General features: G+C 66.7%; 14 protein-coding genes and 1 pseudogene. 2 read left to right on the top strand and 13 right to left on the bottom strand.

Annotated elements, in window-relative coordinates:
- Positions 1-118: 118 nt before the first annotated feature.
- Together UAA55_RS16285 and UAA55_RS16280 are read left to right on the top strand one after the other, a co-directional pair.
- Positions 119-1,612 (top strand): FAD-dependent oxidoreductase, encoded by a 1,494-nt coding sequence (locus UAA55_RS16285; RefSeq protein WP_322954018.1) that lies wholly within the window; start codon positions 119-121, stop codon positions 1,610-1,612.
- Between the two features lie 101 nt (positions 1,613-1,713).
- Positions 1,714-1,941, top strand: a complete 228-nt coding sequence (locus UAA55_RS16280) for a hypothetical protein (protein ID WP_004272315.1) — start codon at positions 1,714-1,716, stop codon at positions 1,939-1,941.
- A gap of 30 nt (positions 1,942-1,971) precedes the next feature.
- On the opposite strand, the gene UAA55_RS16275 is transcribed toward UAA55_RS16280, so the two are convergent.
- The 13 genes and pseudogenes from UAA55_RS16275 to UAA55_RS16215 form a co-directional block, all read right to left on the bottom strand.
- Complete coding sequence (locus UAA55_RS16275; protein WP_322954017.1) at positions 1,972-2,895, bottom strand: LysR family transcriptional regulator; 924 nt, start codon at positions 2,893-2,895, stop codon at positions 1,972-1,974.
- Between the two features lie 203 nt (positions 2,896-3,098).
- Positions 3,099-3,524, bottom strand: a complete 426-nt coding sequence (locus tag UAA55_RS16270) for a hypothetical protein (protein WP_322954016.1) — start codon at positions 3,522-3,524, stop codon at positions 3,099-3,101.
- Positions 3,525-3,535: 11 nt separating this feature from the next.
- Entirely contained in the window at positions 3,536-3,886 is a 351-nt protein-coding gene (locus tag UAA55_RS16265) for a tRNA-binding protein (protein WP_322954015.1), read from the bottom strand.
- Between the two features lie 107 nt (positions 3,887-3,993).
- A complete protein-coding gene (locus UAA55_RS16260) occupies positions 3,994-5,457 on the bottom strand; it encodes an NCS1 family nucleobase:cation symporter-1 (protein ID WP_322954014.1) in 1,464 nt (487 codons plus the stop codon).
- A gap of 91 nt (positions 5,458-5,548) precedes the next feature.
- A complete protein-coding gene (gene hydA / locus UAA55_RS16255) occupies positions 5,549-7,009 on the bottom strand; it encodes a dihydropyrimidinase (RefSeq protein WP_322954012.1) in 1,461 nt (486 codons plus the stop codon).
- 40 nt (positions 7,010-7,049) lie between these two features.
- Entirely contained in the window at positions 7,050-7,742 is a 693-nt protein-coding gene (locus tag UAA55_RS16250) for a TetR/AcrR family transcriptional regulator (RefSeq protein WP_088873164.1), read from the bottom strand.
- 40 nt (positions 7,743-7,782) lie between these two features.
- Positions 7,783-9,039, bottom strand: coding sequence for a Zn-dependent hydrolase (locus UAA55_RS16245; RefSeq protein ID WP_322954010.1), 1,257 nt, complete (start codon positions 9,037-9,039; stop codon positions 7,783-7,785).
- A 17-nt stretch (positions 9,040-9,056) separates the two neighbouring features.
- Positions 9,057-10,343, bottom strand: a complete 1,287-nt coding sequence (preA, locus tag UAA55_RS16240) for an NAD-dependent dihydropyrimidine dehydrogenase subunit PreA (protein ID WP_322954008.1) — start codon at positions 10,341-10,343, stop codon at positions 9,057-9,059.
- Between the two features lie 18 nt (positions 10,344-10,361).
- Positions 10,362-11,690, bottom strand: coding sequence for an NAD(P)-dependent oxidoreductase (locus UAA55_RS16235; RefSeq protein WP_322954007.1), 1,329 nt, complete (start codon positions 11,688-11,690; stop codon positions 10,362-10,364).
- Between the two features lie 170 nt (positions 11,691-11,860).
- Positions 11,861-13,140: pseudogene (gene aptA / locus UAA55_RS16230) on the bottom strand (omega-aminotransferase AptA).
- A gap of 429 nt (positions 13,141-13,569) precedes the next feature.
- Positions 13,570-13,992, bottom strand: a complete 423-nt coding sequence (ndk, locus tag UAA55_RS16225) for a nucleoside-diphosphate kinase (protein ID WP_322954005.1) — start codon at positions 13,990-13,992, stop codon at positions 13,570-13,572.
- A 107-nt stretch (positions 13,993-14,099) separates the two neighbouring features.
- Positions 14,100-14,768, bottom strand: coding sequence for an AAA family ATPase (locus UAA55_RS16220; protein WP_322954004.1), 669 nt, complete (start codon positions 14,766-14,768; stop codon positions 14,100-14,102).
- Positions 14,765-15,112: a type II toxin-antitoxin system Phd/YefM family antitoxin gene (locus UAA55_RS16215; RefSeq protein WP_322954003.1), complete on the bottom strand. Its 348-nt coding sequence runs from the start codon at positions 15,110-15,112 to the stop codon at positions 14,765-14,767. Before UAA55_RS16215 ends, UAA55_RS16220 begins: the two co-directional genes overlap by 4 nt.
- Positions 15,113-15,193: the final 81 nt, after the last annotated feature.

Here is a 15,193-nt window from a genome sequence, read left to right as displayed (position 1 = left end):
TGCATTATGCACATTTTTCTTGGCAGGCGTCCAGGGTGCCGATATATGTGCATTATACACGGATATCGCGGCTGATCGCGCCTACATCCGTGCGTCATGCACATAATTGGAGAATCCCGTGGCTCGTTTCGATACCGATATCCTGATCGTGGGTGCTGGTGCCGCCGGCCTGACCCTGGCGCTGGATCTGGCCCGCCGGGGCGTGGATTTCCGCCTGGTGGAAAAGAACGCCGGGCCCTTCCCCGGCTCGCGCGGCAAAGGCCTGCAGCCCCGCAGTTTGGAGGTGTTCGAGGATCTGGGCGTGCTGGCCGACCTGCAGGCCGTAGGCGGCCCCTACCCCACCGTCCTGACCTATGACGGCGGCCAGGTTGTGCGCACCCAGCTGCACGACGTGCAGCCGCCCACCCCGGCGGAACCCTACGGCAATCCGTTGATGGTACCGCAATTCCAGACGGAGGCGGTCTTGCGCCGCCGCCTGGCGGGCTTCGGTCACGCCCCCGCCTTCGCCACAGAGCTGACGGGCTTCGACCAGGATGCCGAGGGCGTCACCGCCCGACTGCGCACCAGTGAGGGGGAGGTCAGCTTGCGCGCCCGCTACCTGGTGGGCACCGATGGCGGCCGCAGCTTCGTCCGCCATGCGCTGGCTATCGGCTTCCCGGGTGAGACGCTGCCCTTCCGCGCCGTCATCGGCGACATGCCCATCGCCGGGTTGGCGTTCGACGCCTGGCACCGCTGGTACGCCCCCGACGCCCAGCTGGCGCTGTGCCCGCTGGCCGGCACCGACCTGTTCCAGGTGGTGGCCCAGGTGCCGGATGAGGTAACACCCACCCGGGACCTGATCAGCGCCATCGTGCGGGAACGCACCGGCCGCGACGACCTGGCGGTAGGGGAACCCACCTGGCTGTCCACCCTGCGCGTCAACCTGCGCCTGGCCGACCGCTACCGCGTGGGCCGCGTGTTCATCGCCGGCGACGCCGCCCATGTGCACCCGCCGACGGGCGGCCAGGGCCTCAACACCAGCGTGCAGGACGCCTATAACCTGGGCTGGAAGCTGGCCGCCGTGCTGCGGGGGGCGTCTGACGGCCTGCTGGACAGCTATGAGGCGGAGCGCCGGCCCATCGCCGCCCACGTACTGGGCCTCAGCGGCCGGCTGCTGGGCCAGATGGGCACGGCGGAAGGGATGCGCCGCGGCCGGGAGACGCGCGAACTGGACCTGAGCTACCGCGACGGCCCGCTGGCCACCGAAGTCCAGGCCGACCATGGGCGGGTGGTGGCCGGCGACCGGGCCCCGGACGCCCCCTGCCGGACGGCCGCCGGCATCCCCACCCGGTTGTTCGAGGTTTACCAGGGGCCGCACTTCACCCTGCTGGGCTATGGCGTGGACAAGGATGCGGCGGGCGGCGGCTGGCAGGAGGAGGTCAGGGTGTTCACCGTGGCGCCGCAAGGCAGCGGACAACCGGCCGACCTGATGGACGACGCCAGGCACGTCGCCCAGGCCTATGATCTCACCCCCGGCACTTGGGTGCTGGTGCGGCCCGACGGCTACATCGCCGCCACCGCCCGGGAACCGGGTGTCATCCGCGATTGGCTGCGGGCCACAACCAAGGCGTGACCTGAACCGTTCGGCGAACAACGCGGCCCCTTGCCAGGGGCCCGCGTTTGCGCATAAACCTTGGGAAACGGGTTTCGTCTCGGGATAAGGGAGGGCAAGATATGGCCGGTGCTCACAGCGGTGCGGTCGCGGTCAGCGACGCGGTGGTCAAGGAACATGCCGACGGCTGGCATTCGTTCACCCGCTTCGTGAAGGCGGGCATCATCTCCGTCGTTCTGCTGCTGCTGATGTTCCTGGCGCACTTCGCCCTGGGCTGGGGCTTCTCCATGTTCCTGATGATCGTCGGCGACATTATCCTGGTCCTAGCCCTGCTGCTGGGCAAGGTCTAGCCTTTCCCCCTGGGCCATTAGGTTGGGCCGTCAGGCCGCCTTACCCATCGGCGCCCTCCGCAGTTCGTGCATCACGAAGTCGCGGAAGGCGCCGATGCGTTTTGAGCCGCGCAGCGCCACGGCGTAGACCAGGTAGGCATCCAGGCGCGGGGCAGGCAACGCCGGCAAAATCCGGATCAGGCCCTGGTCCTGGGCCTTGGCATCCTCGGCGAAGAAACACGGCAGCGTGCCGATGCCAAGGCCACTGCGGATGGCGAGATGCACCGCCTGCGCGTCGTCGACCGCCAGGGCCGGCTGGCGCGCCCCCTCCTCCCCCGCCCCCGCATACAGCAGCCAGTTTCCCTCCGCCGCCAGGGCCGAGCCTGGGACCGTCAGGCTGTCGCGATAGGCGATCAGGCGGTGCCCGTCCAAATCCTCCGGCCGCTGCGGCAGACCGTGGGCCCGGACGTAGTCCGCCGTGGCGTACGCCTGGATGTAGGTGGCGAACAGCGGCCGCTGGATCAGGTCCAGCTGGCTGGGCGCGCCCATGCGGATGGCGACGTCGGCCTGACGCAGCGCCAGGTTGGCATTGCCCTCATCCAGCTGCAGCACCACGCGTACGTCCGCATGACGGTCCTGGAAGGCCTTCAGCCGGGGCGCCAGCCATTGGGCGAAGGCCGCCGTGGTGCTGATCCGCAGGGTGCCGCCCGCCTGTTCCAGGCTGTCGCTCACCCTCGCCTCCGCCATCGCCAGGCGGTCGATGACGTCGCGGGCGGTCTGGTACAGCACCTCCCCCTGCTCGGTCAGCACCAGGCCACGGGCATGGCGGTGGAACAGGCGGGCCTTCAATTGCTGTTCCAGGCTGCTGATCTGCCGGCTGATGGCCGACTGGCTGAGGGCCAGGACCGCGCCGGCATGGGTGAAGCTGCCGGCCTCCGCCACCGTGTGGAATACCCGAACCCGATCCCAATCCATCGCACCGCCTCCTTGACGCGTGGTCTTGGCCCTCGTTGTTGATGAGGCGCCATTGATGAAGGCAGTGTCGAATCGGGAAGCCGATCCGCCAATCATATCTGGGTATAGGGGGCTTATCGGAAGGGCTCGCCCCCCAACGCGACGCCGAGACCTTCGCCGTTGACCTCCTGAGACTGATGCGGGCGATTTGAGCCGCCAGGCCGCTACTTGGCCTTGTCGTGCAGGTCCAGGGCAACCGACTTGTAGTCGTAGGTCAGGTAGAATTCCGTGCGGAAGGCACCCCAGGCCGTATCTTCGATGATGCGGTTGACTTCCCGCACCCGGGACGCCGGCAGCCGCAGGGTCACCACCTGGCCGATGCCCATCAGCACGTTCCAGCTGACCACCTCCACGCCCGCGGGCGGAAAGGCCTTGAAGAAACCCTGCTTGGTCAACTGGGCGTTCAACTCGCCCAAGGGCCGGGATTCGTCGTGCTTCAGGAAAATGGTCAGCAACACGGCGTTGTCCGCCGTGGGCGCGGCGGTGCTGGACGGGACATTGGTCGGCGCCGCCGATTGGGCGGCCGCCGTCCCCGGCAGGCCCAGCATCGTGCCTGCCAGCAGCAGATGGCCCACACGCTTCATGGTCATGCTCGCCTCCCTCAGTAAACCGTCTCGCCCGGCGGCACCGCCGACCAGGGGGTCAGCACGATGACATTGCCCTCGGCGTTGCGGGCCCCCAGGATCAGGATCTCCGACAGGAAGCCGGCGATGTTGCGCGGCGGGAAGTTGCAGACGCAGACCACCTGGGCACCCACCAGGTCGTCGGGCGCATAGTGCGTGATCTGGGCGCTGGACCATTTGACGCCTAGTTCGCCCAGATCCACCGCCACCTTGTAGGACGGGTTGCGCGCCTTGGGGAAAGGCTGGACCTCCGCCACCCGGCCCACCCGGATGTCCAGGTTCAGGAAATTCGCCACCTCCGCCTGCGGCTTCAGGGGTGCCACCGCCATCGTCGTCCTCCCATGCCTCGATGCCTGGGACTATGGCAGGCGGCGGAGGCGCCGTCTTGGCCCAGGCTACGGTTTCCTGGGCCTGGCCTCCACTTCGTCACAGGTGATCACGCCGCCGGCCGACGCATGAGCGCGGCGTACAGGATGGTGGAAATGAACAGGCCGGTGAACCAGGCGTAGCTGTAGATGGCCTGGAAGAAGGCCGGCACGCCGGCGAAGGCCGCCGGAAAGGCGGCGTGCAGGAAGCCCGGGATGTTGGGCAGCACGGCGAGGACGAAGGCCGCCAGGGCCGTCAGGTTCCAGCCGCCGCTGTAGGCGTAGGGTCCGTTGAGGTCGAACAGGCCCTCCAGGCTCAGGCGCGCCCGGCGCACCAGCCAATAGTCGGCCAGCATGATGCCCAGCAGCGGCCCCAGCAGGGCGCCATAGCCCAGCAGCCAGGTGAAGATGTAACCCTCGGTGCTCTCGATCAGCTTCCACGGCATCATGATGACGCCGATGGCGGCGGTGATGTAGCCGCCACGGCTGAAGTTCACGGCGCGGGGGAAGATGGCGGCGAAGTCGTAGGCCGGTCCCACCGTATTGGCCGCCAGGTTCACGCACAGCGTGTCGATGACGATGATGGCGAGGCCGATGGCCACCGCGATGCCTTCCATCCGACCGGCCAGGTCCACCGGGTCCCAGATGGCCTTGCCATAGACGGTGATGGTCGCCGACGTCACGGCCACGCTGATGAAGGCCAGGCCCGCCATGGGCAGCGGCAGGCCCAGCGCCTGGCCCTGGTACTGGTCCTTCTGGCTGCGGGCGAAGCGCGTGAAGTCCGGGATGTTGATGGCCAGCGTGGACCAGTACCCCACCATGGCCGTCAGGCCCGGCAGGAAGGCCGCCCAGAACCCGCCTTCCTTGGCGCCGCCGGGGCCGAACTGCGACGGGGCGGACAGCAAGCTGCCGAAGCCACCGGCCTTGTCGTAGGCCCACCATAGCAGCGCCAGGATGATCAGGATCTTCAGGGGCGCCGTCACCGTCTCCACCCAGCGGATGGACTCGGGCCCCTTGGCGATGAAATAGAGGTGCAGCGCCCAGAACAGGAAGAAGCATACCAGTTGGCCGGCGTTGATGCCGACCCAGCCCAGCTTGGCCCCGTCCAGCGCGCCAGCCGTCAGAATGTTGCCGATGGCGTAGATGGCGCTGCCGCCCACCCAGCACTGGATGCCGAACCAGCCGCAGGCGATCAGCGCGCGCAGCAGGGCCGGCAGCTTGTTGCCCCGCACACCAAAGGCGGAGCGGACGATGACGGCGAAGGGCACGCCGTACTTGGCGCCGGAATGGCCCACCAGCAGCATGGGCACCAGCACGATCAGGTTACCCAGCAGCACCGTGCCGACGGCCTGCCACGCCGACATTCCCTGTTCGATCAGGCCCGACGCCAGCATGTAGGAGGGGATGCACATGACCATGCCCACCCACAGCGCCGCGAAGTGTATCCATCGCCAGGTGCGGTGCCCCGCATCCACCGGCGCCAGATCCGCGTTCCAGATTTCGGAGGTCGTATCGACCCCGTGCCCCGTGCCCATCTATGCCCCCAGTCCAACCTTATGGTTGCTTATACCTGCGGCAATCCCAACCCGTTCTCATTTTTTTATTTTTTGAGAAAGTTAGAGGCGCTCAGCCCCGGTCGACGCCCGTGGGCTTCAGCGCCTCCTTGCGCTTGGCGGCGGCGTCGAAGCCGGGGGCGAAGGCCGGACGGTTGATGTGGCGACCGGCGCCGCGCACGGCGCGCAGATCGCCGTCCTGCCAGGCGACACGGCCGGCGGTCAGGGTCACGCGCGGCAGGCCCGTCACCTCCATGCCTTCGAAAATGTTGTAGTCCACGTTCTGGTGGTGGGCTTTCGCGGAGATGGTCTTGGTGGCCGCTGGGTCCCAGACCACCAGGTCGGCGTCGGCGCCAACTGCGACCGAGCCCTTGCGCGGGTAGATGTTGAAGATCTGCGCGGCGTTGGCCGAGGTGACCTTGACGAATTCGTTCATGGTCAGCCGGCCGCTGTTCACCCCGTGGTGCCACAGTACCGCCATGCGATCCTCCACCCCGCCCGTGCCGTTGGGGATACGGGTAAAGTCGTTGCGGCCGGCGGCCTTCTGCGGCGCGCAGAAGCAGCAATGGTCGGTGGCGGTGGTGTGCAGGGTGCCCGACTGCAGGCCGTGCCACAGGGCGGCCTGATGATCCTTGGGGCGGAAGGGAGGGCTCATGACATGGGCGGCGGCCACCTCGAAATCGGGATGACGATAGACGCTGTCGTCCACCAGCAGGTGGCCGGCCAGCACCTCGCCATAGACGCGGTGGCCATCCATGCGGCCGCGCGCGATGGCCTCCAGCGCCTCGCGGCAGCTGACATGCACGATGTAGAGCGGCACGCCCAACACCTTGGCGATCTGGATGGCGCGGTTCGCCGCCTCCCCCTCCACCGCCGTGGGGCGGGACAGGGGGTGGGCCTCGGGGCCGGTCAGGCCTTGGGCCAGCAACTGCTTCTGCAGTTGGAACACCAGCTCGCCGTTTTCGGCATGGACGGTGGGCATGGCCCCCAGTTCCAGGGCACGGGTGAAGCTGTTCACCAGCACCTCGTCATCGCACATGATGGCGTTCTTGTAGGCCATGAAGTGCTTGAAGCTGTTCACGCCGTGCTCACGCACCAGGGTGCCCATGTCGGCGTGCACGCTGTCGTCCCACCAGGTGATGGCGACGTGGAAAGAATAATCGGCCGCCGCCTTCTCCGCCCAGCCGCGCCAGGTGCGGTAGGCTTCCATCACGTTCTGCTTGGGGTTGGGGATGACGAAGTCGATGATCATGGTGGTGCCGCCGGCCAGGCCCGCCGCCGTGCCGGTATAGAAATCATCACTGGCGACCGTGCCCATGAAGGGCAGTTGCATGTGCGTGTGCGGATCGATGCCGCCCGGCATGACATGGCAGCCGCCGGCATCCACCACCGTCACGTCCGACGGCGCGTCCAGGTCCGGGCCCACCGCCTTGATCACCCCATCCTCGGCGTAGACATCGGCGCGGAAGGTCTGGTCGGCGGTGACCACGGTGCCGCCCCGGATCAGGGTGCGCACGGAAGTGGAAGCGGTCATGGCGGTATCTCCCGGGTTAAGCGGAACTCAGGGGGCCCTGTCAGGCCGTTGGCAGCGACAGGCCGGCCCCCCGCAGGATGAAGCGCACGACCTCCACCGTGATGGCGTCGAAGTCGCGGCGGGTCAGCTTCTTGCGGCCCAGCACGGCCCGCACCTGGGCGTCGAAGTCGGCGTAGTGCTGGGTCACCGCCCAGATGAAGAAAAAGAAGTGCCGGGTATCCACCGGCGCCATGCGGCCCTCGGCGATCCAGCCGTCCAGCACGGCCGACTTCTCATCCACCAGTTTCTTCAGGTCGGACGTCAGGAAACCTTCGATCTCGGCGGCACCATGGATGATTTCGCTGGCAAAGACCTTGGACACCACCGGGCGGTCGCGCGTGGCCCGCATCTTGGCACGGATGTAACCCGCCAGCGCCTGGGCCGGATCACTGTCCGGCGTGACATGGGCCAGGGGGTCCAGCCATTGCTTCAGGATATCGGCCAGCACGGCGCGGTACAGCTCGTGCTTGGTGCTGAAATAATAGTGCACGTTGGCCTTGGGCAGGCCGGCGCGCAGCGCGATGGCCGCCGTGGTGGCGCCGCCGTACCCCTGCTCGGCGAACACCTGTTCCGCCGCCGTCAGGATGCGCCGCAGGTTCTCCCGCCGGATCCCACCCTCGGGCGCCGCGGCCGACGCGTCCGCCCGTACCGTCTTCTGGTCCTTCTTGGACGCTCCCCCAACACCTTGCGCCATCTGTACTCCCAACCCCTCGGCCCATTGCCTGGAACGCGGGTCAGGTGGCGTCGGCCTTTGCCACCACGGCCCGCAACAGAACATTGCATCCAGCCTCACACCATTCAGGATGCGCGTGCTCGATCTCGTTATGGCTGATGCCGTCCACACAAGGAATGAAGATCATTGATGTCGGGGTCACACGGGCGAGATAGCAGGCGTCGTGCCCCGCCCCGGACACCATGTCACGGTTGCTGTAGCCCAATTCCGCCACGGCACCGCGCACGGCATCGACGCAACCCGCATCGAACTTCACCGGGGCATAGTACCAAATCTGCTCGAATTCCGTTTCCAGGCCGATCTCCTGGGCAACTCGTGTAACGGCGTTACGCAGCTTGGCGTCCATCTCCGCCAGCACGGCATCGTCCGGGTGGCGGAAGTCGACGGTGAAGAACACCCGGCCGGGGATGACGTTGCGGGAATTGGGGTGGATCTGCATCAGGCCCACGGTGGCGCAGGCCAGAGGGGCGTGTTCCAGGCCAATGCGGTTGACCGCGTCCACCACGCGCGCGGCGCCCAGCAGGGCATCGCGCCGGCGGCTCATGGGCGTGGGGCCGGCGTGGGCCTCCTGGCCCGTGAAGGTGATCTCATACCAGCGCTGGCCCTGGCAGTCGGTGACCACGCCAATGGTCTTGTCCTCCGCCTCCAGGATGGGCCCCTGCTCGATATGCGCCTCGAAATAGGCGCCCAGATCGCGGCCGCGAATGGGAGCGTCGCCGGCGTAGCCGATGCGCGCCAGCTCCTCCCCCATGGTCTTGCCGTCCAGGTCCTTGCGCGATAGGCCGTACTCCAGGTCGAAGGTGCCGGCGAAAACGCCCGACGCCACCATGGCCGGCGCGAAACGGGACCCTTCCTCATTGGTCCAGGCCACGACCTCGATGGGCGCCTCGGTCTGGTAGTTCAGGTCGTTCAGGGTGCGCACCACCTCCAGCCCGGCCAGGACGCCATAGACGCCGTCGAACTTGCCGCCCGTGGGCTGGCTGTCGAGATGGCTGCCCATCAGGATGGGCGGCAACGCGTTGTTGCGGCCAGGGCGGCGGGCGAAGATGTTGCCGATGGCGTCCACCGTGATGGTGCAGCCGGCATCCTCACACCAGCGCACGAACAGGTCGCGGCTCTGCTTGTCCAGGTCCGTCAGGGCCAGGCGGCAGACGCCGCCCTTGGGCGTCGCGCCGATCTTGGCCATCTCCATCAGGCTGTCCCACAGGCGGCTGCCGTTGATGGCGACGTTCGTTCCGAATTTTGCTTCCGTGCTCATATCGCAAACGCTCCAGCTTATTCGGCGGCTTTTGGCGGCAGGACGCGGGCGGGGTTCTGCGGATGCTCCGGCCAAGTCAGGTAGGGACGGCCCGTCTCCTGCTCATGCATGGTGATGCAGTCCGGCACGGGGCAGACATGGGCGCACAGGTTGCAGCCCACGCATTCCTCATCCACCACCTCGAACAGGCGTTTCCCGTCGCCGGGCAGGATGCGGATGGCCTGGTGCGAGGTGTCCTCGCACGCGATGTGGCAGCGGCCGCAGTCGATGCACAAATCCTGGTCGATCTTCGCCTTGGTGACGAAATTCATGTTCAGGTCGTTCCAGTTGACGACGTTGGGCACGGCGCGGCCCTGGAAATCGGCCAGGGTGCGGTAGCCCTTCTCATCCATCCAGGCCGACAGGCCGTCGATCATGTCCTCGACGATGCGGAAGCCGTAGGTCATGGCGGCGGTGCAGACCTGGACGGAACCGCAGCCCAGGGCCAGGAACTCCGCCGCGTCGCGCCAGGTGCCGATGCCGCCGATGCCGGAGATGGGCAGGCCCCGCGTGTCCGGATTTCGCGCGATCTCCGCCACCATGTTCAGCGCAATGGGCTTCACCGCCGGGCCGCAGTATCCGCCGTGGGTACCCTTGCCGCCCACGGTGGGGGTGGGCGCCATGGCGTCCAGGTCGATGGAGGCGATGGAGTTGATGGTGTTGATCAGCGACACGGCATCGGCCCCGCCGCGCTTGGCCGCCTCAGCCGACCACAGGACGTTGGTGATGTTGGGCGTCAGCTTCACGATCACCGGCAGGCGGGTGGCGTTCTTCACCCAGCGGGTCACCTGCTCCACCATTTCCGGCACCTGGCCGATGGCGGAACCCATGCCGCGCTCACACATGCCATGGGGACAGCCGAAGTTCAGCTCCAGGCCGTCGGCGCCCGTGGGCTCGATGCGCCGGGCCAGGCCGGCCCACGCCTCCTCCGTCATCACCGCCATGAGGGAGACGATGACGGCACGGTCGGGCCAGGCCTTCTTCACCGCCGCGATTTCCCGCAGGTTGACCTCCAGCGGGCGGTCGGTGATCAACTCGATGTTGTTGAAGCCGATCATGGTGCGGTTGCTGTCCAGCAGGGCGCCGTAGCGGCTGCTGACGTTGACCACGGGCGGGTCCTCGCCCAGGGTCTTCCACACCACACCGCCCCAACCGGCCTTGAAGGCCCGGACGACGTTGTATTCCTTGTCCGTGGGCGGGGCGGATGCCAGCCAGAACGGGTTGGGCGATTTGATGCCGGCGATGGTGCCGCGAAGATCGGCCATGGGTCGTCCCTCCCCTGCTCAAGCCTTGAGGTAAGCGTCGATGGCGAAGGCCGCCGCCTTGCCGTCCGCCACGGACTGCACGGTCAGATCCTCGCCGCTTTTGATGCAATCGCCGCCGGCATAGACGCCGGGCAGGCTGGTGGCCAGGGTCTCGTCCACCTGGATGCGGCCGCCCGCCAGGGCCAGGCCGTCCAGTCCGCCGGGCGTCAGCTTCTGACCCACGGCCTTCAGCACGACGTCGCAGGGGACGGTCACCGTCTCGCCGGTGCCAACCAAGCGGCCGGCATTCATCGCCATGTGTTCCAGCACGATGCCGCTGACGGCGCCGCCGGTTCCCAGGATCTCGCGCGGCGCCAGCCAGGTGCGCAGGACCACTCCCTGGGTGCGGGCCAGATCCTGCTCATGCCCGGTGGCGCCCATCTCGGCCGTGCCCCGGCGGTAAGCCATGGTGACCTCCGCCGCCCCGGCGCACAGCGACTGGATGGCGGCGTCCACCGCCGTGTTGCCCCCACCGATGACCACCACCCGGCGCCCAGCCAGGGGGCCGGCCAGGGCCACCGGCGGGGCGGCCCGCTGACGCAGCGCGGCGATGACGTCCACCGCGTCGGCCACACCGGCCAAATCCTCGCCGGCCACGCCCAAGGTGTTGATGCCCGCCAAACCAAGGCCCAGGAACACGGCGTCATGGTCCTGGCGCAGTTGGGCCAGCGTGACGTCACGGCCCAGGGCCATGCCCGTCTTCACCGTGATGCCGCCCAGGGACAGGATGAAGTCCACCTCGCGCTGGGCGAAATCGTCGACCATCTTGTAGGCGGCCAGGCCATATTCGTTCAGGCCGCCGGCCTTGGCGCGGGCCTCGAACACCGTGACCTCGTGCCCCAGCAAGGCCAGCCGGTGGGCGCAGGCGAGGCCGGCCGGGCCGCCGCCCACCACCGCGACATGCTTGCCGGTCGGCGCCTGCCGCGTGAAGGGCTGCACGCCCGCCTTGAACAGTACGTCAGTGGCATAGCGTTGCAGCCTGCCGATCAGCACCGGTTCCGCCTCCGCCTTGTTGCGCACGCAGGCCTGTTCGCACAGCACCTCCGTCGGGCAGGCGCGGGCGCAGGTGCCGCCCATGATGTTGGCGTCCAGGATGGTGCGGGCCGCCCCCTTGACATTGCCGGTGCCGATCTTGCGGATGAAGCCCGGAATGTCGATCGCGGTGGGGCAGGCCGTAACACAGGCCGCCTCGTAACAATAGAGACACCGGCTGCTCTCCGCCATGGCCTGCAAGGCGGTGAAGGGGGAGACCAAGTCCCGCTCCAGGCTAAGCTGGTTACTGTGGGCGGCCCCGTTTACGCCACTCATCTACTGCTCCCGTCCTTTCCCGCCCTTTACTGGGCCACCGCCGGGACGGTCGTACGTTCCCGGTGGTCCTGTTCAGAGGCACGCGTGTCGCAGGCGTATGCCTTTGTTCGTTTTATTTTTTCGATCTTTATTTTCTGCCGAGCCATTCTGCCCCTTTGGATTGCCAATCCTCACGGCAGTTCGCGCAGCACCTCGGCCAGCGTGCCGAAGATTTGGTCGATGTGGCTTTTCTCGATGATCAGCGGCGGCGACAGCGCGATGATGTCGCCGGTGGTGCGGATCAACAGGCCCTTCTCGAAGGCCCGCAGGAAGGCGTCGAAGGCGCGTGCCGTGGGCTTGCCGGCGATGGGCTCCAGCTCGATGCCGGCGATCAGGCCCAGGTTGCGTACGTCGATAACATGAGGCAGACCACGCAGGCTGTGCGCCGCCTCCTGCCAGTAGGACGCCAGCTCCGCCCCCCGGGTCAGCAGTCCTTCTTCCTTGTAAATCTTGAGGGTGGCCAGTCCAGCGGCGGTGGCCAGCGGGTGGCCGGAATAGGTGTAGCCGTGGAACAGCTCGATGGCGTTCTCCGGCCCGGTCATGAAGGCGTCGTAGATTTCATTCTTGAAGAACACCGCGCCCATGGGGACCGTGGCGTTGGTCAGGCCCTTGGCCGCGGTGATGATGTCCGGCACCACGCCGAAATAATCGGTGGCGAAGGGCGCGCCCAGGCGGCCGAAGCCGGTGATGACCTCATCGAAGATCAGCAGGATGCCGTGGCGGTCGCAGATGGCCCGCAGCTTTTCCAGGTAGCCCTTGGGCGGCAGCAGCACGCCGGTGGACCCCGCCACCGGCTCCACGATCACGGCGGCGATGGTGGAGGCGTCGTGCAGGGTGACGATGCGCTCCAGCTCATCCGCCAGATGCGCGCCCCATTCCGGCTGGCCCTTGGTGAAGGCCTGGTGTGCCTTGTCATGGGTGTGCGGCAGATGGTCGACACCGGCCAGCATAGGCCCGAAGAACTTGCGGTTGGTGACGATGCCGCCGACGGAGATACCGCCGAAGCCCACGCCGTGGTAGCCGCGTTCGCGCCCGATGAAGCGGGTGCGCGTCCCCTCCCCCGGGCGCGGTGGTAGGCGAGCGCCACCTTCAGCGCCGTGTCCACGGATTCGGAACCGGAATTGGTGAAGAACACCTTGTCCATGCCGGTGGGCAGCAGGGCCGCCAGCTGCGCCGCCAGCTCGAAGGCGCCGGGATGGCCCATCTGGAAGGCGGGGGCGTAGTCCATGGCCGCCACCTGGGCCTGCACCGCCTGAACGATCTCGGGCCGGCAATGGCCGGCGTTCACGCACCACAGGCCGGCGGTGCCGTCCAGCACCTGGCGCCCGTCGTCGGTGGTGTAGTGCATGTCCTTGGCACCCACGAACAGGCGTGGCGCCTTCTTGAACTGGCGGTTGGCCGTGAACGGCATCCAGAAGGCGTCCATGTTGTTCGGAACGCCACCGGTGCCCCGGCCGTCGGGGGCCGCGAAAGGAACGGAAGGGTGGACGCCGAAGCCGTCGTGACGCTGTGCCAAAGCCGCTCTCCCAGGAAGCGCCCAGCCCCCGCCGGCCAGGCATGCCCATATTCCATAGCCCGTAATTTATGGGATGGAGAGTGACACGAATTTGACCATTTGGTCAGGATTTTTTTGACTGCACGGCCAGAAAAATGCGCAAAGCCGCGCCAGCGCCCATCACTGCCCAATTTAATGGCAAAATTCCGCCGATTCCAATCCCCTAAACCGCCGGTCGCCGCCACCTGTCCCACCACGGCGGTCCACCTGCGGCCAAAAGAAAAGCGGCCCCGGGGTATCCGCCCGAGGCCGCTTTCCCTAGATCGTCATCCGTGACGTCGGCGGTCAGCCGACGATCTCGGTGCCGGCGAAGAAGTAGGCGATCTCGATCTTCGCGTTCTCCAGGCTGTCGGAACCGTGGACGGAGTTGGCTTCGATCAATTCCGCGAATTCCTTGCGGATGGTTCCGGCGTCGGCGTTGGCCGGGTTGGTGGCGCCCATGATCTCGCGGTTGCGGGCCACGGCGTTCTCACCTTCCAGGACCTGCACCACCACCGGGCCGGAGGTCATGAAGGACACCAGGTCGCCGTAGAACGGGCGGGCGGCGTGCACTTCGTAGAACTTCTCGGCCTGCTGCTTGGTCATCTGGATGCGCTTCTGCGCGACGATGCGCAGGCCGGCTTCCTCGAACTTGGCGTTGATCTTGCCGGTCAGGTTGCGACGGGTGGCGTCGGGCTTAATGATCGAGAAGGTCTGTTCGACGGCCATAGCCGGATCTCCTGGGATTTGATACGAGGAATCTCGAAAGTGGCGGCGTTATATACGGGCGCACGCGGGGCCGCAACAGGCGTCGCTCTGCCCGCGATGCGCACCCGTCAGGCCTTTTCGGCACCACCCGGCCCCTTCGCCAGGTCGCGCGCCGCCTGGAAAATGGGCTTTGCCCAGTTTGGAATGGACGCCAGCGCAGCCCAGTCCCCGGCCGATGGCACAAAAACTTCACGGTCCCGCATCTCCAGGACCAATCGCGCCGGCGGGATGTCGTCACCCGCCCCGACAGTAAAACTATTGTCGAAAAGCTGAAGGTGACTGATCACCGGCAGGATACGGACCAGATTGGCGCGGGAGGTGACCCAGCGTTCCCGTATCTTAGCTTCCGGGATGGCATGCCCACCGAAGGCCACGCGCTGAGCGACCCGCCGCAGATGCAGCTCCACCGTTTCCAATCCACAATACAGCATGATGATCCGATGCGTGGCCGCCGCCTTCAGCAATAGGGAAGGAATGGCGTTTCCGCTCAGCGTGGTCTCGAACGCGTAGCTGGTTCCATCAGCGATAGCCTGACGGAGATTGCTCAAGCCCTGGCGCCCGGCTCGCACATCCGCAGCCTCGGCCCCCATCCCGGTTTGTGCGACTATTCGACGGGCCATCGTGTCCGGGTTAAAGAATGATAGGCCGTGGGTCGCCAAGATCGTACCACCGACAGAGCTTTTGCCGGCGCCGTTCACCCCCGCCAGCACCACAATGAAGGGCCTGGGGTCGCTCAATATGAATAGCCCGCCTTCGGTCGAGGCCCACCCTGGCCTTTGGAAGCCAGCATGTCCTCAAGCCGATCCCTGGCCCCGGGCTCCCGCAGCGTGGCCAATTCCGCATCGAACTGTGCCACCAACCGATCCAGGGTAGCCTGCTGTTGCGCCAGACCGCCAGCGGCCTTGGTCGCCAGCCGTTCGTATTCCTCAGCCGAAACCAACACCATTTCCACCCGGTCATGGTTGGTGATGGCCACGCTGCCGCTGACCTGCACTTCCCGCGCCACCTCTGCCCAGCGACTGCGCACTTGGGTGGCGTTGCGCCGGGGCAAGGCTTCGATGCTCGATCGCCTGGCGACCATAAACACAGCTCCTTGATATCTCATGATGTATATTAGGTACATTATATACGTACTGTACAGTTCGCCTTTCTGAGACCTGAC

The organism is Nitrospirillum guanabarense (genome assembly GCF_034653355.1).
GTDB lineage: Bacteria > Pseudomonadota > Alphaproteobacteria > Azospirillales > Azospirillaceae > Nitrospirillum.
The sequence above is the reverse complement of the archived record's forward strand: the minus strand, read 5'-3'. Positions and strand labels throughout refer to the sequence as shown.

Bases quoted from the DNA above. Each gene is read 5' to 3' on its own strand.
- UAA55_RS16250 (WP_088873164.1), bottom strand. From the start codon at position 7,742: ATGGCGCAAGGTGTTGGGGGAGCGTCCAAGAAGGACCAGAAGACGGTA.
- UAA55_RS16270 (WP_322954016.1), bottom strand. From the start codon at position 3,524: ATGACCATGAAGCGTGTGGGCCATCTGCTGCTGGCAGGCACGATGCTG.
- UAA55_RS16215 (WP_322954003.1), bottom strand. From the start codon at position 15,112: ATGGTCGCCAGGCGATCGAGCATCGAAGCCTTGCCCCGGCGCAACGCC.
- UAA55_RS16275 (WP_322954017.1), bottom strand. From the start codon at position 2,895: ATGGATTGGGATCGGGTTCGGGTATTCCACACGGTGGCGGAGGCCGGC.
- UAA55_RS16260 (WP_322954014.1), bottom strand. From the start codon at position 5,457: ATGGGCACGGGGCACGGGGTCGATACGACCTCCGAAATCTGGAACGCG.
- hydA (WP_322954012.1), bottom strand. From the start codon at position 7,009: ATGACCGCTTCCACTTCCGTGCGCACCCTGATCCGGGGCGGCACCGTG.
- UAA55_RS16280 (WP_004272315.1), top strand. From the start codon at position 1,714: ATGGCCGGTGCTCACAGCGGTGCGGTCGCGGTCAGCGACGCGGTGGTC.
- preA (WP_322954008.1), bottom strand. From the start codon at position 10,343: ATGGCCGATCTTCGCGGCACCATCGCCGGCATCAAATCGCCCAACCCG.
- UAA55_RS16245 (WP_322954010.1), bottom strand. From the start codon at position 9,039: ATGAGCACGGAAGCAAAATTCGGAACGAACGTCGCCATCAACGGCAGC.
- UAA55_RS16265 (WP_322954015.1), bottom strand. From the start codon at position 3,886: ATGGCGGTGGCACCCCTGAAGCCGCAGGCGGAGGTGGCGAATTTCCTG.
- ndk (WP_322954005.1), bottom strand. From the start codon at position 13,992: ATGGCCGTCGAACAGACCTTCTCGATCATTAAGCCCGACGCCACCCGT.
- UAA55_RS16235 (WP_322954007.1), bottom strand. From the start codon at position 11,690: ATGAGTGGCGTAAACGGGGCCGCCCACAGTAACCAGCTTAGCCTGGAG.